This is a genomic window from Chryseobacterium aahli (assembly GCF_022699665.1).
Taxonomy (GTDB): domain Bacteria; phylum Bacteroidota; class Bacteroidia; order Flavobacteriales; family Weeksellaceae; genus Chryseobacterium; species Chryseobacterium aahli.
Window position 1 is genome coordinate 21,754 of sequence record NZ_JALDNB010000002.1, and the last position, 23,622, is coordinate 45,375.

Consider the following 23,622-nt stretch of genomic DNA (forward strand, 5'->3'; position numbering starts at 1 on the left):
TTAAATGGAACAAAACTTTCAAAACCCTCAGATTTTCGACCTTGAAATTCCTGATTTTAGTGATTTAAAACTGACGGCGGTGTCGCCAAAATATCTCAAGATTATTTTATTGAATCTTGCTTTGTTCTCGATTTTCTTAGTTGGTATTGTTGGTGTCGCTTTTTATTTCTTTTATTTTAATTTAAGTAAAATTCAGGTTTGGGCAATTGTTATTGGAATTTTTCTAATGATTTGCTTTCTTTTTCTAAATACAGTGATTGGTTTTAGATTCAGAAAATATGCAGTTCGTGAAAAGGATTTGGTCTACCAATACGGTTGGCTGAAACGAAGTATTATCATTGTCCCTTTTAGCAGAATTCAGCACATCAAAGTAGAGCAGGGTTGGTTTTCTAAAATATTAAATTTAAAATCAGTTTCTGTATTCACAGCTGGAGTAAGTGGGGGTGATATTACCATCAACGGTCTGCCAGAAGACATTGCAGAGGGAATTAACAATCACATCAGAAGAAGTATTTCTAAGGAAAAAACAGAAGATGGAGGAGAAGCTTAATTCTTTTTTTCAGCCTCAACGTCAGTCCAAAACGGGAATTGTACTACTTTTTCTGTACAATATCGGAATGGTCATCAAAAATCTATGGGTTTTCGTTATCCTTTTTTTTGTCAGAAAAGATAAAATAGAGCCTTGGATTGTTATTCTTGCTATAATTGCCGGACTCTTAATTCTTATTGTTTCTGCGGTTTTACAATATTATCATTTCAAATATTATATTGACGAAGAAAATGAAGAATTTGTTATTCATGAAGGAATTATCAATACTTCGGTAACTAAAATTAAAAGGGAAAATATTCAGGAAGTTAATATCTCGCAACCTTTTATTCATCGGTTTTTTAATATTTATAAACTTGAAATTGACACACCTGGAAGTTCTGAAAAAGAAGTGAAAATTTCAGCATTGACAAAACAAAATGCGATTGATCTAAAAAAATATCTTTTAACGGAGAAGAAAACAGAAAACAGTACCGAACACCTTGATGAAGTTTTAGATAAAGAAGAGAATAAAGAACTTCGTTCAATTAAAATTTCAACGCTCAGCATTCTAAAATACGGCATTACCGCAAATTATATTCAAAGTTTTTTTGCGCTGTTAAGTTTAATAATTTATGGTTTTTCTGAACTTACGAACTTGCTTAAAAAAGCAGAATTTAAAACAGATTTAGACTATGATACCGTAGAATCTCAGTTTTTGGCATTTTCAATTCCTGTTATTTTGGGAATTGTGTTGGTTGTGATCGTTGTCGGAATTTTAATTAACACAGTTCGTACATTAATTAAATTTTTCAATTTTAAAATTACTGAAAACAATCAGAGTTTTTCTTTTGAATACGGGTTGTTTAATACCCGAAATTCGATTGTCAACAAATCGAAAGTGCAGGTAGTCACCGAAACGCAAAACTGGATTCAGAAAAAATTGAAGATTTCTCATGTAAAATTTCTTCAGATTGGTAAGAATGAAGAAGAGGGTGAAAAAAATGTAGCAGCTGTTCCGGGAATTAATGATGATGAAAAAGTAAAACTGATCTCAGCGATTTGGAATGAGATTCCGGTTTTTAAAAATTATTTAAAACCTAATTTCAGATTAATTATTGTCAATACTTTCCAGTGGATTATTTTGCCATTGCTTTTAATTTCTATTATTGAAAAGGAAATATGGATAAACTACTGGTTTTTAGCGGTCATTTACATTGTTTTAACGGAATTATTGATTTTGATTTCTTTCCGAAATTTAAAATTATTTTACAACGAAAAATTTATCAGACTAAAATCAGGAATTTGGGACATCGATAACCGAACTTTTGAGGTCGAAAAACTTCAAACTGTGAAAATTTCTCAGTATTTTTGGCAACGGAAAACAAACTTAGGAACAATCACTTTTTATACCTCCGCAGGACGCTTTAAAATAGCAGCTTTAAACTATTTAAAACTCAAAAAACTGCTGAATTACTGTATCTACAAAATTGAAAATTCTAAGAATAATTAAATAAAATTTAATGTCAGATTGGATAAAGGCTGCAAGGCTTAGAACATTACCGCTCTCTCTGAGCGGAATTATCATGGGGTCATTCATCGCAAAATGGAGACTTTGGGGCGAAGGCGGTACCTGGGACTGGAAAATCTTTGCATTGGCACTTCTAGTGACATTATTGTATCAGGTTTTATCAAACTATGCCAATGATTATGGTGATGGTGTGAAAGGTACCGATGCAAAAAGAATCGGCGAGGCAGAAGCAAGAGCAGTAGCCTCCGGAAAAATTACGGCAAAACAGATGAAAAATGCAGTGATTCTATTTTCTGTTTTATCTTTTATTGCAACGATTACACTTTTATATTTGGCTTTCATTCCAGATTTTATGAATGAGTTTTACATCTTTATTGGTTTGGGTGTGGCGAGTATTTTGGCGGCAATTGGTTACACGATTGGCAAAAAACCTTATGGTTATATGGGATTGGGAGACGTTTTTGTTTTCATTTTCTTTGGTTTGGTTTCGGTTTGCGGAAGTTATTTTTTGTTTACCAAAACATTCAGCTGGGATATGCTTTTACCCGGAGCAGCTGTAGGAATGATGAGTATGGCGGTTTTAAACCTTAATAATATGCGTGATATTGAAAGCGACAGATTATCGGGTAAAAACAGTCTTGCATTGAGAATGGGCTTTAGAAATGCAATGATTTACGAAATGGTTTTGTTGCAGTTTCCTTTGATTTTAATCCTAATTTTTTTAGCAATGAATGGTTTCATTCAATCGAAGCAATATTATGTTTTCATCGTGATGATTCTTTTATTACCTCTTGCAAAACTGAGAAGAAAAATAATGGAAGTAAAAGAGCCTAAACAACTTGACCCTTTCTTAAAGCAAGTCGGGATTATCACCTTTATGATGGCCGTTCTTACTGCTTTCGGACTTAACTTTTTCAGTTAATAAACTTGTATTTTCTTAACAAATACACTGTTTTAATAGTGCTATTCGTGATAAAATTTGTGTAATTAGTGTTTAATAAAAATAAATTAAAATGAAAATACAATACTTAGGACAAAACTGTTTCCTGTTCACGTACAAAGAAAAAACGATCCTTTGCGATCCTTTTTATAATTACAAAAAAGCAGAATCAGGATTTGATATTAGTGCACAGAAAATCGATTATATTTTGATCACTCATGCTCACGGCGATCACATTGCTGACGTCGGAGAGGTTTTGCAACACTATCCTGAAGCTACCATTATTGGTCAGCCAGAAATCTGTGCATACTTCAAAGATGCTAAAAATAAAGACGATGTAAACTTAGGTGGATCAGCGAAAATCGGTGATTTGAAAATCTCTATGGTTCCGGCTCATCATACAAGTTCATTCCCTGACGGAAGTTACGGTGGAGTTCCTGTGGGATATATTTTCAGGCTTCCTGAAGGTAAAAACGTGTATTTGGCTGGTGATACCGGAGTAATGGCAGATATGCAGTTATTTCCTGCATTGTATGGTCATTTAGATCTTTCAATCCTTCCGATTGGTGGTCATTACACGATGTGTTCAAGAAAAGCGGCTTTTGCAGCATCAGAATTATTGAAAACTCCAAAAGTAATCGGATGTCATTTTGATACTTTCCCGGCAATTGAGATTGATCATGAGAATGCTGTGAAAAATTTTAGTGATAAAAATGTTGAATTGATTCTTCCAAAATTGGGCGAAAGTTTCGATATATAACAAAAAAATTAAGAGATTAAGTAATTTAAATAAAATCATCTTAATCTCTTAATTTTAAAAATAAAAAAATGGCAAGCTACCTAAATCACACCGCTCAACCAATTACCTTTGCTGCGTTCCCACCCTGGAGGGTTTTTAGGAGCTGGTTGTTTAGGACTTGCCGTTGCAAAGATAGGAATTAATTGTAAACTTAAAAATATTATTAAAGAAAAAATCTTAGAAAATCCCTTTATTAAAGCTAAACCGCTGAAATTTAGACCAATATTTTTTAAGAAATTTTCTAAAAATCAGAATTATGACGAAAAGTCCAGTAACCTTAGGAATTTTATTGTATGCCGCTACAATGTTGATCTTTTTTGTAGTTTATTTTCTTTTTTCAGGAGTTGAGTATTTTGATACTTCGTTGAAAGTCAACGCATTCGTGTTGCCAATATTTTACGCTTTAGCAGCGTTTTGGTCTGTAAAATCTCGTTGGAATAAATATAGAATGGGTTTCAGAGAAGCATTCAAAAGAGCTTTTGTTCCGATGTTTGTAGGCGGAATTTTATCAATTGTAAGCATTTTTTCTTTCCTAAATTTCATTGATACCGATGCAAAAGATCTTTTGAATTATCAATATGTACAGAGACAAAAATCAGAACTGGACAAAGAATATTTGTCTGCAAAAAAGATTTTGAAACACCAAAAAGACATCGATGAGCTCGAGCAAAAATATCAGGAAGGTCTTCAGAGATTTGATCCTAAAACAATTAAGGGAAAAGATATGTTGACAGCAAGTCATTTTTCAGGATATTTTGCAGCAATTCTTATATTTTACGTAGTTTTGTCAGTATTTTTCGGGGCATTTTTCAGAAAGAAAACAATGCCTGAAGAAATCATTGAAGAATAATTTTTTATTAAAATTTAAATGAATTTATCTATAGTTATTCCGTTGCTTAACGAGGAAGAATCTCTCGAAGAGCTTTTTACAAGAATTGATAACGTTTGTAAAACCAGTAACTTATCTTATGAAGTTTGGTTTATCGACGACGGAAGTACAGACTTATCGTGGAGCATTATTGAGAATTTAAAAGTTCAGCATCCACAAATCCACGGAATAAAATTTTCCAAAAATTACGGGAAATCCCAAGCTTTACATGCCGCTTTTGCAAGAACAAACGGTGATGTAATCATTACCATGGATGCCGATCTACAGGATTTTCCGGAAGAGATTCCTGAACTGTACAGAATGGTGATTGAAGATAATTACGACATTGTTTCAGGCTGGAAAAAAAAGCGTTTTGACAATGTAATGACCAAAAATGTACCTTCAAAACTATTCAATGCTGCGGCAAGAAAAGTTTCGGGTGTGTACTTGCATGATTTTAATTGTGGTCTGAAAGCTTATAAAAAACAGGTTGTAAAATCGATTGATGTGTACGGAGATATGCACCGTTATATTCCGGTTTTGGCGGCGAATGCAGGGTTCAGAAGAATTACAGAAAAAGAAGTTCCACATCAGGCAAGACCTTACGGTACTTCAAAATTTGGTACAGAAAGATTCGTTCGTGGATTTTTAGATTTAGTAACGCTATGGTTTGTAAGTCGTTTTGGTGGAAGACCCATGCATTTCTTTGGAGCGGTTGGAACTATAATGTTTATCGTAGGTTTTCTCTCAGCATTTTGGCTGGGCATTTCAAAACTGATTGATGTTGCAAGAGGAATTTATGGACATTTAATCACCAATAATCCTTGGTTTTTCATTGCATTAACGATGATGTTGATGGGAACTTTGCTTTTCATCGCAGGATTCTTAGGTGAAATGATCATCCGAACCAACAGAGAGCACAAGAATTATAATATTGACGAAGTGATATAAGATGAAAAAGATTTTTTATATAATTTCATTTTTAGCTTTAATTTCCTGCTGTAAAATTTCTCCGAAAGGCAACTTAGAAAAAAAGGAAATTGACGTTGAAGAATTCGTTAATTTAGATTTGGACGGAAAATTTCGTGTATTTTACGCAAGAGGTCCAAAGAATTTTGTTGAAATTGAAACCTATCCGAATATCGCTGATAATCTTGATGTTGACGTAGATGATAAAACACTTTCCATCAAAGAAGGCAGAGGGACAAAAGGTGTAGATTTCTACAATGTGACGATTTATTCTAAGTACAATTTGGAAAAAGTTTCTCTTTCAGATTCTGTTGAAATGAATATTTCGAGCGAAATTAAAACTGATAATTTTAGACTCAATTTAAAAAATAATGCTACTTTTATGGGTTCAGTGAACACAAGAAGAGCAGAAGTGGAAATGCTGAACAGAAGTCGCGCTAATTTTTTAGGCGAAACGAAAGATGCAGTGATAAAGATCTCTGATACAGCAAGTTTGATTGCTCCGTATTGGAAAATAACCAATCTTAATCTTGATTCTCAAAATGGAAATTATGCTGAAGTCAATGTAAAAGATTCACTGAAAGGAACAGTGAAGAATACTGCGAAATTTGTTTATTACAATGATCCGATCAGAGCTTTTAAAGTTGAGAAAACAACAAAAGTAGAAAACAAAAAATTGCAGTAATTGTTGAAGACGAAGAAAATAATTATAAGCATTCTTAAATATTCAACTTTAGTTGCTCTATTTTGGATGTTAATAATGATCACAAAATTTTATGGTGGCGATTATTGTAAAACGGTTTATAATATTTTTATTGTTCCATTTATTGTATTTCTAATTCTCATTAATATTATAATTCTTTATAGTATTGATTTTAGAAGAAAAAAATATAAAATAACCAATTATGTTTTGCTCGCTTTGGTTTTTGTTTTTTCGGTTCATGTTCTTTTCAACAATTTGAATTCAGAAAAAAAACTTGGGCGCAGATTTTTAGTTGATGGTAGTATTCCAGGAAGGTTGACAATTTATTTATATAAAAATAAAACTTATGAGATAATTGCAAGTTCTCCTCATGTAACTTGTCATTACTTTGGAAAGTACAATTTAGATAAAAATTATCTGATTTTTGATGAAGAAATTATTGAAAAAACAACACATCAGATTTCAAAAAAATATAGATTTAACACAAATAAAAAAGAATTTGAATCTGTCGAAATTGGATTTCCAAATTTGATAAACGATAATTTATAAATTAACAAACTATAAAAACGCACAAATACAAATATGACAACATTAGAAAAAGCGAAACTTTGGTTGAGTGATACATTCGATAAAGAAACAAAAGATGCTGTTCAAACATTAATTGACAGCAATTCTCCGGACTTAGAAGATTCTTTTTACAGAGAATTGGAATTCGGTACAGGAGGAATGCGTGGAATTATGGGTGTTGGAACCAATCGTTTAAATAAATACACATTAGGTCAAGCAACACAGGGACTTGCGAATTATATGTTGCAGCAATTTCAAGGTAAAGAAATTAGTGTTGCGATAGCTTATGATGTTCGTCACAACTCAAAAGAATTCGGAAAATTGGTTGCAGATGTTTTAACGGCAAACGGAATTAAAGTTCTTTTGTTTAAAAACCACAGACCAACCCCTGAATTGTCTTTCACTGTTCGTGACAGAAAATGCAACGGAGGGATTGTGTTGACAGCTTCTCATAATCCGCCAGAATACAACGGTTACAAAGTTTATTGGAATGACGGAGCGCAAATTGTTCCGCCACATGACGAAGCAATTATCAATGAAGTATATTCTGTAAAATTTGAAGAAATTAAATTTGACGGAAACGATGATCTGATCGAATGGATCGGAGAGGAGCAGGATGAAGTATACATCGATGCCTGTATCGAAAATTCAACGTATCAGGATGTTGAAAAAGGAAATTTAAATATTGTTTTCACATCAATTCACGGAACAACTTACACAACAGTTCCTCAAGCTTTGGAAAAAGCTGGTTTCAAGAAAATTGACTTGGTTAAAGAACAAATGATTCCAAGTGGAAATTTTCCAACGGTAGATTCTCCGAACCCTGAAGAGCCTGCAGCTTTGGAAATGGCAATGGATTTAGCTAAAATCACCAACGCAGATATCGTTATCGGAACAGATCCTGATGGTGATAGATTGGGTATTGCTGTAAGAAATTTGGAAGGCGAAATACAATTGTTAAACGGAAACCAATGTAATACGATTCTAACGTATTATATTTTGGATCAATGGAAAAAACAGGGTAAAATTACTGGAAAAGAATTCATCGGTTCTACGATTGTAACTTCAGATATTTTCTTTGATATTGCTAAAAAATTCGGTGTTGACTGTAAAGTTGGATTAACAGGTTTCAAATGGATCGGAAAAATGATCCGGGATTTTGAAGGTCAGGAAAAATTTGTTTGCGGTGGTGAAGAAAGTTTCGGATTTATGACGGGAGATTTCGTTCGCGATAAAGATTCTTGTGGAAGTATCGTTTTAGCCTGCGAAATTGCAGCTTGGTGCAAAGCAAACGGAAGAACGATGTACGAATACCTTATCGAAATCTATCAGGAAACCGGAATGTATTACGAAGGTTTAATTAACATCGTTAAAAAAGGTAGAGATGGAGCGGAAGAAATTCAGAATATGATGAAGAATTTCCGTGAAAACCCTCCAAAATCATTGGCTGGTTCAGCGGTTGAAGAAGTAAAAGATTTTAAAGAGCAAACCAATTTCGTAGTTTCTGAAAATAAAAAACATGTGATGGATGACATTCCAAAATCGAATGTTTTGATTTATTATACACAGGACGGAACAAAAGTTTGCGTAAGACCTTCAGGAACAGAACCAAAAATTAAATTTTATGTTTCTGTAAAGGAACAAATAACTTCAAAAGAAGACTTTGAAGAAACGTTGAAATCTTTAGAGCAAAAAATAGAAGAAGTAAGAAAAGATCTTCAGTTAAATTAAATAAGGTAGCAAGAATTAGGTTTTAGATAAAAGTTTACTATTTGTTTGTAATCTTTGTCACAATTGAAAACTTTGTGTTCTTTGCTGAGTGAAACGCCTTTGCGAACTTAAAAACAGCTAGCTGATAATAAAACTTTGCGAACTTTGCGTTAAAATTAGAATTATAACAAATAACGGTTATCCTATAACCTAATTTCTGCCACCTAAAATATAATATCTTAAAAGTAAATAAAAGTGAAAGTTTCAAAATTAGCAGCGAACCTTATTGGTTCTGAAATTGTAAAAATTGGTAACGAAGTAAATGATTTAAAGGCGAAAGGGGCAGAGATTGCTAATCTTACGATTGGTGATTTGAATTCTAATCTTTACCCGATTCCTGCAGAATTAAAAGAAGAAATTCAGAAAGCGTATCAGAATAATTTAACCAATTATCCGCCAGCAAACGGATTGTTGTCATTGAGAAATGAAGTTTCAAAAGACTTGAAAACAAGATGGAATTTAGATTATTCAGCGAATGATATTTTAATTACAGCAGGTTCAAGACCGTTGATTTATGCAGTTTATAAAGTAATTGTTGACGAAGGTGATAAAGTAATTTATCCTACACCGTCTTGGAACAACAATCATTACGCATATCTTACTTCTGCAGATGCAATTGAAGTTAAGACAACTCCGGAAAACAATTTCTTACCCACTGCTGATGATTTAAGACCTCACTTAACCGGAGCTGTTCTTTTGGCTCTTTGTTCGCCACTAAATCCTACAGGAACGATGTTCACAGAATCTCAGTTGAGAGAGATTTGTGAAATGATTTTAGAGGAAAACAGCAAAAGAGGTGTAGACGAAAAACCGTTGTATTTAATGTATGATCAGATTTATTCTAATCTTACTTTCGGTGCAAAACATGTTGATCCGGTTTCTCTTTTCCCTGAAATGAGAGAATTCACGATTTATATTGAAGGGATTTCCAAATGTCTTGCAGCGACTGGAGTTCGTGTAGGATGGGGATTTGGTCCTTCTCATGTAATTGACAAAATGAAAGCTTTATTGACGCACGTGGGAGCTTGGGCACCAAAACCGGAGCAGGAAGCAACGGCAAAATATTTTCAGAATGCTGATAATGTAAACACATTTATCAATGATTTTAAAGGAAAATTAGAAGCAAGTTTAAAAGTTCTTCACAACGGAATTCAGGATTTAAAAGCTAAAGGTTTAGCAGTAGAGAGCATCGAACCGATGGGAGCGCTTTATTTGACCATAAAATTAGACTATATCGGAAAAACAAAACCTGACGGAACGGTAATTGAGAATTCTTCAGACTTAGTTTTCTATTTAATCAATGATGCAGGAGTTGCTTTAGTTCCTTTCTCAGCATTTGGGGAAGCTCAATCTGAGCCTTGGTTCAGAGCTTCTGTTGGAGGCTTAGATATCAATGAAATTGAAGTAATGATGCCGAAATTGGAGAATGCTTTAAATAATTTGAAATAAGTTTTTTGTTTATTGTAGAATTTGAACTTTAAGAAAAATCACATAAATTGCCGAAGGTTTGTACTTCGGCAATTTTTTTAGCCGAAATATTTAATTAAAAATTATCCATAATTTATTGATGAAATTTCAGAGGAAAACTTTTCTTGAAACAAAATGGTTAAGCTACTTAACGTTAGCAATCATCATTTTAGTTATTCTGAGTGTTTGGCTTTCCGGAACAAATTCTCACAGATCTTTATTTCAAAATTCTATACTATCAACTTCTATTTTAGCGGCAACATTCTTTGTGTTTATTAGTTCAGGATTATATTTTGGTTTAAAACTGAAAGAGAATGTAGGACATATTTTACATAAAGAAAGAATCAAAAAATATTCGGATAATATTTCTTTACCAGAGGTTTCCGGTTTTGATCCACCAGCTGTAGGAGATGGCATAGGAGGAGTTATCTTTTCAATTATTCTATGGTTTTTGATTTCTATTGTGTTCGCTTTTCTATTATATTTCTTAGGATTCTTCTTTTGGGCAGCAATTTTATTTTTTGCGGCAATGCTATATTGGATTTTTTTCCGAGCTTTACGATTGGTATTTAAAAATTCGAAAAGCTGTAAAGATAATCTTTTAAGAAGTTTAGGATTTGGATTTTTCTATTCATTTCTATATATCTCATGGATTTACGGAATCATCTTTTTAGTCAATTATTTAAACTAAAACTCACTTTTAATAATTTATATTTAAATAAAATGAAAATTATCGCTGTTATTCCTGCGCGCTATGAAGCCAGCCGTTTTCCCGGAAAACTGATGCAGATTTTAGGTGAAAAAACAGTTATTACGACGACTTATCAAAATGTTGTAGAAACCGGACTTTTTGATGAAGTTTTCGTCGCAACAGATTCTGAATTGATCTTTAATGAAATTCAAAATCACGGCGGAAAAGCAGTAATGACCGGACAACACGAAACGGGAAGCGACCGAATTGCAGAAGCTGTGCAGAACATTGATTGTGATATTGTGATCAACGTTCAGGGCGACGAACCGTTTTTAAAATTAGAACCTTTAAAGCAACTGATTCAGGTTTTTAAGGAAGATGACAATCAGGAAATTTCCTTAGCTTCATTAAAAATAAAACTTCACGAAAAAGAAGAAATTGAAAACCCGAATAATGTAAAAGTGATAACTGATAATAATGGTTTTGCACTTTATTTCAGCCGTTCTGTGATTCCTTTTCACCGAGAAATTTCCTATAATGTTGATTATTTTAAACACATCGGAGTTTATGCTTTCAGAAAACATGCTTTGCTTCAATTTTCAAAATTAGAAATGAAACCATTGGAGATTTCAGAAAAAATAGAATGCATCCGTTATCTGGAATATGGTATGAAAATCAAGCTAATAGAAACCAATTTCATTGGAGTCGGAATTGATACGCCTGAGGATTTGGAAAAAGCAAAAAAGTTATTGTAAAGTAAAAAAAAACAATTAAAAAGTTGAAAGGCTAATGTGAAGAGTTAAAAGAAAGTTAATAAGTAATCTTACATTACAGAATTCCGTAATTTTGTTACACTGTTAGATTGATAGATTGTTACATTAGACTAGAAAGACTTATATTTGACTTGATAAAAATGATTGAATGAAGAAATTAATTTTAGTATTCGTCCTTATATTTTCGCAACTATCTTTCGCTCAGACCGCTAAAGAAATTATTGATAAAAACATTGAATTGTCCGGAGGACTAACGAACTGGAAGCTTTTAAATTCAGTATTACTTCAAGGGAAAGTAATTTTAGGTGTGAAAGATGAATATCCAATCAAAATTTATCAACAACGCCCGAATTTAACCAAAACCGTCTTGACCATCAACGGAAAAGATACCGCAATTGAAGGCTACGATGGAACTAAAGGGTATGCGATGAATTACGCAACCAATAAACTTCAGGTATATCCGGAATATGTTTCAGAAAGTTTTGATAATGATTTTATCGATTGGGAAAACAAAGGTTTTGAAGCTAAATATCTAGGCAAAGAAAAAGTAGGAGATATCTATTGTCACAAAGTAGAACTGACTAAAAATGTTAATAAAAATCTGTATTATTTTGATACTAAATATTTTATGCTTTTAAAAGAGATAAAAAAAGAAGAAACATTAAATTATTCAGATTATAAAAAAGTTGGTAACTTGGTTATGCCGTTCAGAATAGAATCTGCAAGCACAAAAAAAGACGGAGACTACGTCATGCTTCTGAACAAAGTGGAAATAAATAAAGTATTTCCTGCCAATATTTTTAAATTTTAATACTTGAATTAACATAACAGCGAAACTGTAAAATAAATAAAAAATGAAAAAAATCTTTTTAATATTACTTTCTTTCGTAGCATTTTTTAACAGCTGCGCTCAGAAAAAAACCGACGTTTCTAAAGCTAAAAGTAAAGAACTTATGGGAAAAACAATATACGATTACAAAGTAGAAGCTCTTGAAGAAGGGAAAGAAATCAATTTCGCTGACTTCAAAGGAAAGAAAATTCTTATTGTAAACACAGCATCAGAATGTGGTTTCACGCCACAATATGCTGATCTTGAAAAATTATCAAATGAATATAAAGATAAATTGGTTGTAATAGGTTTTCCTGCCAACAATTTCGGCGGACAGGAGCCTGGTTCAAACGTTGAAATCGGAGCATTTTGTCAAAAAAATTACGGCGTAACATTTCCTTTAGCTGCAAAAGTTTCTGTAAAAGGAGATGACACCGCACCGATTTTTAAATATCTAACGGAAAAAGAACTGAACGGAGTAAAAAACACAAGTATTCTTTGGAATTTTACTAAATTTTTGGTTGATGAGAACGGTAAGTTAATAGATTCATTTATCAGTACTACAAAACCTACTGATGAGGCGATTACTAAGTATTTGAAATAAAAAATCTTAGTATTAAATAAAATAAACTCCGCTTAGAATTATTTCTAAGCGGAGTTTATTTTGTATTCTAATGAATATTTATCTCTGAAAATTGACCATCCACAAATATCACTCATTGCTTTTCTCGGCAAAGCCAAAGATATTTCCCAGCTTGATACTTGAGTAACCGTTGCTTTTTATTTTGCTTGAATTAATCATTGCTTTCGCCAAAACATCTGTAGGCAAAGGTTTCTGACTTTCAAAAAGACCAAGTTTATTGGCAAATTTGATAATTCTGCTTCCTAAAACTTCGCCGGATCTTTCAGAATCTTTTCTTTCAAGCATTCCGGGTTTGAAAATGGTGATTTTATTGAAATGAAGCTTTCTCACAGCATCTTCCAATTCACCTTTCATTTTAGAATAGAAAATTTTAGATTGCGGATTGGCTCCGTAAGCAGAAACTAAAATATAATCTTCCACATTGTTATCTTTGGCAGCTTTTGCAAACTGAAATTGATAATCGTAATCAACTTTTCTTTGGGCTTCTTTACTTCCGGCATCTTTCAAGGTCGTTCCCAAACATGAAAAAGCAACGTCACCTTTTACCGAATCTTTCCAGTCTTCAGGTTTTTCAAAATCTACGATGTGAGTTTTTAGTTTTTCGTTTTGAATAGTTAAAGGCTTTCTTACAAAAACATCTACTTGCTCAAAATCATTATCATTCAGCAATTGTTTAACCAAATCTCTTCCTGTAGCGCCTGTTGCACCGATGACCAAAGCTTTCATAATAATTTTGATTTATGGTTGTTTAAAAATCCTGAGATTTCTTTCTTAAATTTACTAAATTTAGACCAAAGTTTAAGAATTAATTATTTTATCATCGCTCATTACCTATTAAATATTACTTATAAAGATGGATGCCAACGAGATTTTAGATTACTGTTTGTCCAAAAAGGGAGTTACTGAGAGTTTTCCTTTTGATAATGAAACGCTTGTGATGAAAGTAGGAATCAAGATTTTCCTATTGATGTCATTAGAAAGACAACCCGTAGGAATTAATGTGAAAACTGATCCGGAATGGAGCGCAGAACTTCGTGAGCAACATCATCAGATTACAGGAGCATTTCATATGAACAAAACCCATTGGAATTCTGTTTCTTTAGATGGGCTGAAAAGAGAATTAGTTCTAAAAATGATTGACCATTCTTATGATCTAGTGTTTAAATCTTTAACGAAAAAAGCGAAAGAGGAAATTGAGAATTCTTAAAACTGAAACTCTTCCGTCAATCTTTTATCCTCATCCAATCTTTCAATCAATTTATCCAAACCTTCAAATTTGATTTCCTCATGAATGAAATCTCTGAATTTTATTGTGATATTTTCATCATAAATATCTCCTTCAAAATCAAGAATATAAACTTCAACGGTTAATTTTTCTCCGTTCACGGTTGGGTTTGTTCCGACGCTTAACATTCCTTTATATTGTTGATCTTTTATAAAAACTTCAACAATATAAGCTCCTTTTTTAGGTAAAAGTTTAATGGATTCGGTTTCGATATTAGCAGTTGGATAGCCGATAGTTCTGCCTAATTTCTTTCCATGAACAACTGTTCCGGAAATCGAGTAGGAGTAACCCAACATTTCGTTGGCTTCTTTAATATTTCCTGCTAAGAGTGCATTTCTTATTTTGGTAGAGCTGATATTATTCTCGTGAATATTGATGGCTTCCATTTGTTCGACCTCAAAATCCAATTCTGTAGACAATTTTTGAAGCAATTCGAAATTACCGCTTTTATTTTTCCCGAAAGAATGGTCGTAACCGATTATCAGATATTTTACATTTAATTTTTCAATTAAAATCTGGCGTACAAATTCTTCTCCTGTAAGATTTCTGAATTCATCATCAAATTCTTTTACAAATAAATTATGGATGTTATATTTTTCCATCAAAAATTTCTTTTCCTCAATCGTATTGAGAAGCTTTAAATCTTCATTAGGATTAAAAACAAAACGAGGATGCGGCCAGAAAGTGAGGATTGCCGTTTCTAAATCATTCTCAGAACCCACTTTTTTCAACTCGTCGATAATGTACTTATGACCAAGATGCACCCCGTCAAACATGCCTAAAGATAATGCTAAAGGCTTTTCTGAGTGGTAATCTTTAAAATTCTTGAAGATATTCAAAACGGAAAAATTTTGACAGCAAATATAAGTATAATGTAACAATGTATCGATATAACAATTTACCAATGTTTTCGACCGCAAAATGATTGGGAAACTAATAAATTTTTACAATGGGAAATTATTGAAAAAGCATGATAAAAATCTTTTTTTTAGCAATTGCAGGTTTGTTAAGATTCATTATATTTGCACCAAGAAAAAATTTAGCAATGGCAAACCAAATTAAAGGAAAAATTTCTCAAATTATTGGTCCTGTAATCGACGTAGTTTTTAATAATGTGGAAGCAATTCCTAGTATTTATGATGCGTTAGAGATTATCAAAGGGAACGGTGAAAAAGTAGTCTTAGAGGTAGAACAACATATTGGTGAAGATACAGTAAGATGTATCGCAATGGATGCTACAGACGGTCTTCAAAGAGGGCAGGAAGTTATAGGATATGGTAATCCTATCATGATGCCAATTGGTGAAGCTGTAAACGGAAGACTATTCAACGTTGTTGGGGATGCTATCGACGGGCTTCAAAATATTTCTAAGGAAGGTGGTCTTCCAATTCACAGACCAGCTCCAAAATTTGATCAACTTTCAACTTCTGCAGAAGTTTTATTCACAGGTATTAAAGTAATCGACTTAGTTGAGCCTTACGCAAAGGGAGGTAAAATTGGATTGTTCGGTGGTGCCGGTGTAGGTAAAACAGTATTGATTCAGGAGTTGATTAACAATATTGCGAAAGGACACGGTGGTCTTTCAGTTTTTGCCGGAGTAGGTGAAAGAACGAGAGAAGGAAATGACCTTTTGAGAGAAATGCTTGAGTCAGGTATTATTAAATACGGTGATGACTTCATGCACTCTATGGAAAACGGTGGTTGGGATCTTTCTAAAGTTGACCTAGAGGTTATGAAAGAATCTAAAGCTGCATTCGTTTTCGGACAAATGAATGAGCCGCCAGGAGCAAGAGCTAGAGTAGCACTTTCTGGTCTTACATTAGCTGAGTACTACAGAGACGGTGGTGAAAGCGGACAAGGTAGAGACGTATTGTTCTTCGTAGACAACATCTTCCGTTTTACACAAGCTGGTTCTGAGGTATCTGCACTATTGGGTCGTATGCCATCTGCGGTAGGTTACCAACCAACATTGGCATCTGAAATGGGTGCGATGCAGGAAAGAATTACTTCAACTAAAAATGGTTCAATTACTTCAGTACAGGCGGTTTACGTACCTGCGGATGATTTAACTGACCCGGCTCCTGCTACGACGTTTGCTCACTTAGATGCAACAACTGTACTAGATAGAAAAATTGCTTCATTAGGTATTTACCCTGCTGTAGATCCATTGGCTTCTACGTCAAGAATCTTGGCTCCGGAAATTATCGGTGAAGAACATTATAACTGTGCTCAGAGAGTGAAAGAGATTCTTCAGAGATACAAAGCTCTTCAGGATATTATCGCAATCTTAGGGATGGAAGAACTTTCTGAGGAAGATAAATCTGTAGTTTACAGAGCTAGAAAAGTTCAGAGATTCTTGTCTCAGCCTTTCCACGTTGCAGAACAGTTTACAGGTCTTAAAGGATCATTGGTAGATATCAAAGATACTATTAAAGGATTCAACATGATTATGGATGGTGAATTGGATCACTTACCGGAAGCTGCTTTCAACTTGAAAGGAACTATCGAAGAAGCGATCGAAGCCGGACAAAAAATGTTAGCAGACAACGCATAATAAATTAATTAGACACAAGATGTCAGATTCTAGACATGAGACTTTTATGTCTGAAATCTGAATTCTGAAATCTTTAAATCTAAATTAAAATGAATATAAAAATTTTAACACCAGAATACGTAGTTTTTGAAGGAGAGGTAAACTCTGTATTGTTGCCTGGAAAAAATGGTGAATTCCACATCATGAAAAACCACGCAGGAATCGTTTCTTCATTAGTTGGAGGTAAAGTTAAATTGTATGCAAATTCTATCAACGAAGCTTTTGCTAAAAACTTTACTAAAGAAAATGAAAAAGACTCTGTTTTTTCTTATCCTATAAAAAGCGGTGTGATAGAATTTAATCACGATAAAGGAATTATCCTTTGCGAATAATTAAATTGAGAAGCTAAATATATTTTCAAGAAAGTGTAACTTTGTTACACTTTTTTTATGCCTTATAAAATCTGATTCATGCAGAAAAGTTTAATCTTATTCTTTACAGTTCTGAGTTTTATATGCAATGCTCAAATTATTAAAACTAAAAGAGGAATTGTAAGTCTCGACGGAACTCACGTAGCCAAAATTACCAATAAATCTAATGAATATACATTTATGGATTTAAAGGAAACGCCGATTTTCACTGTTGAATTTGTTGATAAAAGTGTTGTGGATTCAGTACGAGATAGTTACGTGAAAATTAATCGGGTGTATAACCGTGAAAAAACTTTAGATTTAGATTATATATCACCATCTGCATTTTCTGGTGATGAGAAATCTGCGGTATATACCTGTATAAAAGGTTTAAAAATTATTGATGAAAGAGGAATCAACATCAAAAATCTGGATGAGCTTTTTAAAAATATGCCTAAACGGAAACTTGATAGTAAAACAAAAGAAGCATACACAATTCGAACAAAAATTGATAAATTAAATCTTGAAGTCAACAGTGTTGGTGAGATTTTAAGCAATGGCGTTCCGGTGGGATATTTCACTAATTTACCAGTAAGTTTCGGTTCAGATGATCGTGTTACTGACAAAACTTTTATCGACATTGAAATTTATGATGCTAAAAGCAAGTACATCGGAAAGTACATCACAACCACAAAACAGATCAAAACTGCTGGTGGAAAAACTTTTACATTGTACAGAGAAATGTCAGGAAGAGCTTCGATTTTGAAATATCCAACTTACAAAGCAATTGCAGAACGAATGGCAATTTTGGATCCAAACTTTATAAAAATTCAGGAAAAAGTAATTGTAGGCGATGTGGTAAAAGATGGAGTTGAAAAAGATAAAAAGTAAATTTTTCAAACAAATTTTTAATGAAAACTCTAATATTGTTTCAATAGGAAATTGCATGTCATCCTGAGCCTGTCGAAGGAAGGCTGTTTATCAAAAAATAAAATTCAATTGGCTTTTAGCCTAAACATAAAAAATCCTGGAAAAAAATAATTTTCAGGATTTTTATTTTATATAAATTTTCTTGATGTTCGGTTTGTCATTCCGTAGGAATCTAGGCAATAATTTCATAATAAAAACGCTTAGATTCCTACGGAATGACAAACATTAGTTATAATTTTAAAACCTAAACCTAAACCTAAACCTAAACCTAAACCTAAACCTAAACCTAAACCTAAACCTAAACCTAAACCTAAACCTAAACCTAAACCTAAACCTAAACCTAAACCTAAACCTAAACCTACAAACTCAAAATCACTCCATTTTCTTTCAACTGCTGCATCGGTTTTGAAAACCAGAACAATTCAAAATCTTCTAAGCTATTTTCAAAATCAGTTTTCAATTGTTGCAAAGTAATCCGTTTCGGATTCTCAAACGTATTTTCTTGTAGAACTTTAGTCAGCCATTCTCCTTTTTCCTGTTCAAAATCTACAGAAATAATATTTGTTTTTAAATGGAATGTAATTCTCTTGTACGCCCAAGAGTTTTGTTTTTTTGTTTTTATGTAATTCTCAGCGATTACGTTTTTCTCCAAAAAAATAATTTTTGAATTTCCTTTAAATGTAAAATTTTCCTCTTCCAAAAGTGAATCGTGAATATAATCAGGATGAATCGTTGTTTTTGGAATTTTAAAGTCAAACCAATTTTGCAGCGGTAATTCAAAATTAATTCCGTGCATATAATTGAATAAAGATTTTTTTAAACCAAAACTGAATTTGCTGTGATCGATTCCGGTTCTGTCTGTAAAATCGATATCGTTGTTGGCAAATAAAATTTCCTGTTTAATCGGAGTGACTCCAAATTCTTCAGGATTCAATCCGACAGGCGAATGAGCGGTCATCGCAAACTGATGCCAAAATGCACTTTGCAGAATTCCCATTTCAAAAAGCTGGCGAACCATTTCTAAAGAATCTACCGTTTCCTGAATGGTCTGAGTAGGATAGCCATACATCAGATAAGCATGAATCATCACTCCGGCTTCAGTAAAATTTCTTGTTACCTGCGCAACCTGTTCTACGGAAATTCCTTTATCAATTAATTTTAACAATCGGTCACTTGCTACTTCAAGTCCGCCAGAAACCGCAACACAACCTGAAAGTTTTAAGAGAAAACATAAATCTTTGGTAAAGCTTTTTTCAAATCTGATATTCGTCCACCAAGTTACAACTAGATTTCTCCGCAGAATTTCTAAAGCAACTTCACGCATTAGAGCTGGTGGTGCGGCTTCATCAACAAAATGAAATCCCGTTTCTCCAGTTGTTGCAATCAATTCTTCCATTCTGTCAACCAAAATTTTGGCTGAAATGGGTTCGTAAATTTTGATGTAATCTAAAGAAATATCACAGAAAGTACATTTTCCCCAATAGCAACCATGCGCCATCGTGAGTTTATTCCATCTTCCGTCGCTCCACAAACTGTGCATCGGATTAGCGATTTCAATGACCGAAATATATTGATCTAATTGTAAATCAGTGTAGTCAGGTGTTCCAACTTGTGCTTGCTTATAATCGTGTTTGATAGAATTATTTTTGTAGACAACTTCTTCGTTTTCAAGTAAAAAGGTTCTTTTAAACTGAGAGTTTTCATCTTTATTTAAATTTTCGTAGACCAATTCAAGAGGAACTTCTCCATCATCTAAAGTGATAAAATCAAAAAATTCGAAAACTCTTGTGTCTTTTACTTCTCTCAATTCAGTATTCGGAAAACCACCGCCCATTGCAATTTTTACATGAGGATAATTTTCCTTAATAAATTTCGCAGATCGAAATGCAGAATATAAATTTCCGGGAAACGGAACGGAAAAACAAACCAGTTTTGGTTGAACCAATTCTAGTTTTTCGTGAAGAATTTTTAAAGTGATACCATCAATAAAAGTTTGGTCTGAATTTAATTTTAAATATAATTCGTCAAAAGAATTGGCAGACTTTCCTAATCTTTCGGCATATCTGCTGAAACCAAAATCAGAATCAACGTGTTCAACTATATAATCAGATAAATCTTCTAAATATAAAGTAGACAAGTGTTTAGCTTTGTCTTGTAAACCCATATTTCCAAAAGCAAATTCCATATCATCCAGCTGATTGAAACGGGAAGCTTCAGGCAGAAAATTCATCGAACAAATCTGTCTGGCTAAAGTTGGGTTTCTATTTTGTAAAAAAAGAATAACCTGATCGATGGTTTTAATATACTCATCTCGTAAAGCAAAAATTCTTTGAGAGTTTTCAGAACTATTTTTTAAATCAATTTGTTTGGCAAAAATTCTTTGAATTCCTTCTTTTGAAAATAATTCCAAAATCACTTCAATCCCCAAATCGATCTGATAGCTTGATATATTTTTGGTATTCAGAAAACCTTTGATATAAGCTGTCGCCGGATAAGGAGTGTTGAGTTGCGTGAAAGGAGGAGTGATGAGAAGAAGATCTTTCAAAAGTAATTTTTTGCAAATTTATGGGTTTAAATGGAAAATGAAGAAAATTTTTGAGTAATTTAAAAAAATAAACATTAAGAAAGTTAGATGGTAAGAATTATGAAGTTAATATCTAAAGATTATTAAGCAGACTGCTTCATTCAAATTTATTTAAATCTTAATTAAACTTAATCTTTTCATCTTCTTAATGTTTTAAAATTTAAATAAAAAAACCGCTAGAAGATTCTAACGGTTTTTTTATTTAATTGAAAATCAAAATTACATTTGTTTGTACTCGATATTCATTTGCTTTTCCATTTCTGCGTAAACTCCGGAATTTAATTTTTCTTTGATGCCTTCAAAAGCTGCCAAAGTTTCATTAATTTCTGAATCTGTGTGTGAAGCCGTAGGAATTAATCTCAATAAAATCATTCCTTTTGGAATTACAGGATATACAACAACTGAAGTAAATACACCGTAATTTTCTCTTAAATCTTTTGCCAAAAGTGTCGCTTCAATCGTAGTTCCTTCAATGAAAACCGGTGTTACACAAGTGTTGGTATTTCCAAGATTGAAACCTCTTTCTTTCAATCCGTTTTGAAGTTTGTAAACATTTTCCCATAATTTAGCTTTAATTTCGGGACGTGTTCTAAGCAATTCTAATCTTTTTAAACCTCCGATTACCATTGGCATTGTTAAAGATTTAGCAAAAATCTGAGAACGAAGATTGTATTTTAAGAATCTGATGATAGTTTCATCTCCCGAGAGAAATGCTCCGAAACCAGCCATTGATTTAGCAAAAGTTGAGAAGTAAACATCAATTTGATCTTGACATCCTTGCTCTTCTCCAGCTCCGGCTCCGGTTTTACCCAAAGTTCCGAAACCGTGTGCATCATCAACCAAAAGTCTGAAATTGAATTTAGATTTTAAATCACAAATTTCTTTCAGTTTCCCCTGCATTCCTCTCATTCCGAAAACACCTTCTGTAATCACTAAGATTCCACCGCCGTTTTCTTCAGCTACTTTGGTTGCTCTTGCTAAGTTTTTTTCTAAACTCTCAATATCATTATGTTTAAAAGTGAAACTTTTTCCCATGTGAAGACGAACTCCATCAACGATACAAGCATGAGAATCTGCATCATAAACAATCACATCATGTCTTGTCACCAACGCATCGATACATGAAACCATCCCTTGGTAACCGAAATTCAAAAGATAAGCAGCATCTTTTTGAGTAAATTCTGCCAATTCTTTTTCCAGTTGCTGGTGCTGTTGAGTTTCTCCGGACATTGCTCTAGCGCCCATCGGATAAAACATTCCGAATTCTGCAGCAGCTTTTGCGTCAGCTTCCAAAACTTCAGGATGATTACACAATCCTAAATAATCATTAGCACTCCAGAAAATTACATCTTTACCTTGAAATTTCATTCTCGGGCCAATCGGACCTTCCAATTTTGGGAATACAAAATATCCTTCTGCGTAATCTGCAAACTGACCAAGAGGTCCCGGATTTTGTTTTATTCTTTCAAAAATATCTACCATTGTATGAGTATGTTTTATGTAAAAAAGCCTTTTGTAATTTACGAAAAGGCTTAATTTGTATTTATAAATTCTTATTATTTGATGAATTCTGTTTTGAAAACTTCATCATAGTTGTGAAAACAGTTGTTGATGAATCCTTGTTCTTCCATCCATTTATCACTGTACACTTTTGTAATGTATCTTGATCCGTGATCAGGAAAAATCATGACAACGAAATCATTTTCAGTCAGTTCATGAGATTGTGCATATTGTATCAATCCTTGAGTAACAGCTCCGGTTGTATAACCTCCCATGATAGCTTCCTTTAAAGCAATTTCACGGGTTCTGTACGCAGACATTTCGTCATTTACTCTTACAAATTCATCCACTTTATCAAAAAGCAGGGCTGAAGGAATTAAATTTTTCCCCATTCCTTCAATCTGGTAAGGATGAACATCTTCTTTATGAATTTCTCCGGTTTCATGGTAACTTTTCAAAATAGATCCGTCAGCATCTACACCGATGATTTTGATGTTTGGATTTTTTTCTTTTAAGAATTTTGCAGAACCGGATAATGTTCCGCCAGTTCCTGTACATGCAAAAAGGTGAGTAATTTTCCCTTCCGTCTGTTCCCAAATCTCAGGACCTGTTGTCTGATAGTGGGCATCAACATTCAATTCATTAAAATACTGATTGATATAAACAGAATTTGGGGTTTCTGCAGCAATTCTTTTTGCTACTTCATAATATGATCTCGGGTCATTCGCAGGTACATTCGCAGGACATATATATACTGTAGCACCAAGAGCTTTCAGATAAGCTATTTTTTCAGCTTTTGTTTTGTCACTCACAGCTAAGATACATTTGTATCCTTTGATGATACAAACCATAGCCAGTGAAAAACCAGTATTTCCGGAAGTAGTTTCTACAACTACAGAATCTTCCTTTAATAAACCTTTTTTCTCAGCGTTTTCAATAATATGAAGTGCGATTCTATCTTTGGTGGAATGTCCAGGATTATATGATTCTAACTTGGCATAAACTTTTGCAGGAATCTCTTTAGTTACTATATTTAGTTTCACTAAAGGGGTGTTCCCAATCAAGCCAAGAATATTATCGTAAACATTACTCATTATTTGTTATTTTTTTCAAATAAAATCTGACCGCAAAAATACAAAAAAATAAATAATTTTTAAACTTTTCAGAAATTATAAGTGCTGAAAGTAGAATTATCTCTTTTAAGCTTTTGATTACAGCCTCGAAACGTTGACAAAAAGCACGCCAATTTTTTAAATTTTGTTAAAATCGAATATAAACTAATCTAAAAACCTTATTTTCGCACT

At 33.1% G+C, this 23,622-nt stretch carries 23 protein-coding genes and 1 other RNA gene; 18 read left to right on the forward strand and 6 right to left on the reverse strand.

Going from position 1 to position 23,622, the window contains the following annotated elements:
• Positions 1-4: 4 nt before the first annotated feature.
• The 4 genes from MQX03_RS02345 to MQX03_RS02360 all read left to right on the forward strand — a co-directional run bounded on the left by MQX03_RS02345 (position 5) and on the right by MQX03_RS02360 (position 3,757).
• Entirely contained in the window at positions 5-550 is a 546-nt protein-coding gene (locus MQX03_RS02345; RefSeq protein WP_242801178.1) for a PH domain-containing protein, read from the forward strand.
• Entirely contained in the window at positions 534-2,039 is a 1,506-nt protein-coding gene (locus MQX03_RS02350; RefSeq protein ID WP_242801180.1) for a PH domain-containing protein, read from the forward strand. Before MQX03_RS02345 ends, MQX03_RS02350 begins: the two co-directional genes overlap by 17 nt.
• A gap of 10 nt (positions 2,040-2,049) precedes the next feature.
• Positions 2,050-2,979: a 1,4-dihydroxy-2-naphthoate octaprenyltransferase gene (menA, locus tag MQX03_RS02355; protein WP_242801182.1), complete on the forward strand. Its 930-nt coding sequence runs from the start codon at positions 2,050-2,052 to the stop codon at positions 2,977-2,979.
• 91 nt (positions 2,980-3,070) lie between these two features.
• Positions 3,071-3,757, forward strand: coding sequence for a metal-dependent hydrolase (locus MQX03_RS02360; RefSeq protein ID WP_242801184.1), 687 nt, complete (start codon positions 3,071-3,073; stop codon positions 3,755-3,757).
• A gap of 66 nt (positions 3,758-3,823) precedes the next feature.
• On the opposite strand, the gene ffs is transcribed toward MQX03_RS02360, so the two are convergent.
• Positions 3,824-3,920, reverse strand: an RNA gene (gene ffs / locus MQX03_RS02365) — signal recognition particle sRNA small type.
• A 132-nt stretch (positions 3,921-4,052) separates the two neighbouring features.
• On the opposite strand from ffs, the gene MQX03_RS02370 reads away from it, so the two are divergent.
• The 10 genes from MQX03_RS02370 to MQX03_RS02415 all read left to right on the forward strand — a co-directional run bounded on the left by MQX03_RS02370 (position 4,053) and on the right by MQX03_RS02415 (position 13,037).
• On the forward strand, positions 4,053-4,646 hold the full coding sequence (locus tag MQX03_RS02370; RefSeq protein ID WP_229985072.1) for a DUF4199 domain-containing protein: 594 nt from the start codon (positions 4,053-4,055) through the stop codon (positions 4,644-4,646).
• Positions 4,647-4,664: 18 nt separating this feature from the next.
• Complete coding sequence (locus tag MQX03_RS02375; RefSeq protein ID WP_242801185.1) at positions 4,665-5,615, forward strand: glycosyltransferase family 2 protein; 951 nt, start codon at positions 4,665-4,667, stop codon at positions 5,613-5,615.
• A 1-nt stretch (position 5,616) separates the two neighbouring features.
• On the forward strand, positions 5,617-6,318 hold the full coding sequence (locus MQX03_RS02380; protein ID WP_242801187.1) for a GIN domain-containing protein: 702 nt from the start codon (positions 5,617-5,619) through the stop codon (positions 6,316-6,318).
• Positions 6,319-6,393: 75 nt separating this feature from the next.
• Positions 6,394-6,885: a hypothetical protein gene (locus tag MQX03_RS02385; protein ID WP_242801189.1), complete on the forward strand. Its 492-nt coding sequence runs from the start codon at positions 6,394-6,396 to the stop codon at positions 6,883-6,885.
• 33 nt (positions 6,886-6,918) lie between these two features.
• On the forward strand, positions 6,919-8,634 hold the full coding sequence (locus MQX03_RS02390) for a phospho-sugar mutase (protein ID WP_242801191.1): 1,716 nt from the start codon (positions 6,919-6,921) through the stop codon (positions 8,632-8,634).
• Between the two features lie 234 nt (positions 8,635-8,868).
• Entirely contained in the window at positions 8,869-10,122 is a 1,254-nt protein-coding gene (locus tag MQX03_RS02395; protein ID WP_242801193.1) for a pyridoxal phosphate-dependent aminotransferase, read from the forward strand.
• A gap of 118 nt (positions 10,123-10,240) precedes the next feature.
• The gene (locus MQX03_RS02400) at positions 10,241-10,831 is read left to right on the forward strand and encodes a hypothetical protein (RefSeq protein ID WP_242801195.1); all 591 of its coding nucleotides are present in this window, start codon (positions 10,241-10,243) and stop codon (positions 10,829-10,831) included.
• A 32-nt stretch (positions 10,832-10,863) separates the two neighbouring features.
• Positions 10,864-11,586: a 3-deoxy-manno-octulosonate cytidylyltransferase gene (gene kdsB, locus MQX03_RS02405; RefSeq protein ID WP_242801197.1), complete on the forward strand. Its 723-nt coding sequence runs from the start codon at positions 10,864-10,866 to the stop codon at positions 11,584-11,586.
• Positions 11,587-11,752: 166 nt separating this feature from the next.
• Positions 11,753-12,415, forward strand: coding sequence for an outer membrane lipoprotein-sorting protein (locus MQX03_RS02410; protein ID WP_242801199.1), 663 nt, complete (start codon positions 11,753-11,755; stop codon positions 12,413-12,415).
• 43 nt (positions 12,416-12,458) lie between these two features.
• Positions 12,459-13,037, forward strand: coding sequence for a glutathione peroxidase (locus MQX03_RS02415; protein WP_242801201.1), 579 nt, complete (start codon positions 12,459-12,461; stop codon positions 13,035-13,037).
• Positions 13,038-13,145: 108 nt separating this feature from the next.
• Here MQX03_RS02415 and MQX03_RS02420 read toward each other — a convergent pair whose 3' ends face one another.
• The gene (locus MQX03_RS02420; protein ID WP_242801203.1) at positions 13,146-13,802 is read right to left on the reverse strand and encodes an NAD(P)H-binding protein; all 657 of its coding nucleotides are present in this window, start codon (positions 13,800-13,802) and stop codon (positions 13,146-13,148) included.
• Between the two features lie 127 nt (positions 13,803-13,929).
• Here MQX03_RS02420 and MQX03_RS02425 point away from each other — a divergent pair, with 127 nt between their 5' ends.
• Positions 13,930-14,283: an MmcQ/YjbR family DNA-binding protein gene (locus MQX03_RS02425; RefSeq protein WP_242801205.1), complete on the forward strand. Its 354-nt coding sequence runs from the start codon at positions 13,930-13,932 to the stop codon at positions 14,281-14,283.
• Here MQX03_RS02425 and MQX03_RS02430 read toward each other — a convergent pair.
• Entirely contained in the window at positions 14,280-15,200 is a 921-nt protein-coding gene (locus MQX03_RS02430; RefSeq protein WP_242801207.1) for a bifunctional riboflavin kinase/FAD synthetase, read from the reverse strand. The two genes, MQX03_RS02425 and MQX03_RS02430, sit on opposite strands and share 4 nt — an antisense overlap.
• A 206-nt stretch (positions 15,201-15,406) precedes the next feature.
• On the opposite strand from MQX03_RS02430, the gene atpD reads away from it, so the two are divergent.
• The 3 genes from atpD (at position 15,407) to MQX03_RS02445 (ending at position 18,195) form a co-directional block, all read left to right on the forward strand.
• Positions 15,407-16,915, forward strand: coding sequence for a F0F1 ATP synthase subunit beta (atpD, locus tag MQX03_RS02435; RefSeq protein WP_242802110.1), 1,509 nt, complete (start codon positions 15,407-15,409; stop codon positions 16,913-16,915).
• An 89-nt stretch (positions 16,916-17,004) separates the two neighbouring features.
• On the forward strand, positions 17,005-17,286 hold the full coding sequence (locus tag MQX03_RS02440) for a F0F1 ATP synthase subunit epsilon (protein WP_129536951.1): 282 nt from the start codon (positions 17,005-17,007) through the stop codon (positions 17,284-17,286).
• A gap of 78 nt (positions 17,287-17,364) precedes the next feature.
• Positions 17,365-18,195: a hypothetical protein gene (locus MQX03_RS02445; protein WP_129536952.1), complete on the forward strand. Its 831-nt coding sequence runs from the start codon at positions 17,365-17,367 to the stop codon at positions 18,193-18,195.
• 397 nt (positions 18,196-18,592) lie between these two features.
• Here the strand turns inward: MQX03_RS02445 and MQX03_RS02450 are convergent, their stop codons facing one another.
• The 3 genes from MQX03_RS02450 to MQX03_RS02460 all read right to left on the reverse strand — a co-directional run bounded on the left by MQX03_RS02450 (position 18,593) and on the right by MQX03_RS02460 (position 23,412).
• Positions 18,593-20,779 carry a B12-binding domain-containing radical SAM protein gene (locus tag MQX03_RS02450; RefSeq protein ID WP_242801209.1) on the reverse strand — a complete coding sequence of 729 codons (2,187 nt, stop codon included), beginning with the start codon at positions 20,777-20,779 and terminating at the stop codon, positions 18,593-18,595.
• Positions 20,780-21,037: 258 nt separating this feature from the next.
• Positions 21,038-22,300 carry an aminotransferase class I/II-fold pyridoxal phosphate-dependent enzyme gene (locus MQX03_RS02455; protein WP_242801211.1) on the reverse strand — a complete coding sequence of 421 codons (1,263 nt, stop codon included), beginning with the start codon at positions 22,298-22,300 and terminating at the stop codon, positions 21,038-21,040.
• 74 nt (positions 22,301-22,374) lie between these two features.
• Positions 22,375-23,412 (reverse strand): PLP-dependent cysteine synthase family protein, encoded by a 1,038-nt coding sequence (locus MQX03_RS02460; RefSeq protein ID WP_242801212.1) that lies wholly within the window; start codon positions 23,410-23,412, stop codon positions 22,375-22,377.
• Positions 23,413-23,622 lie beyond the last annotated feature (210 nt).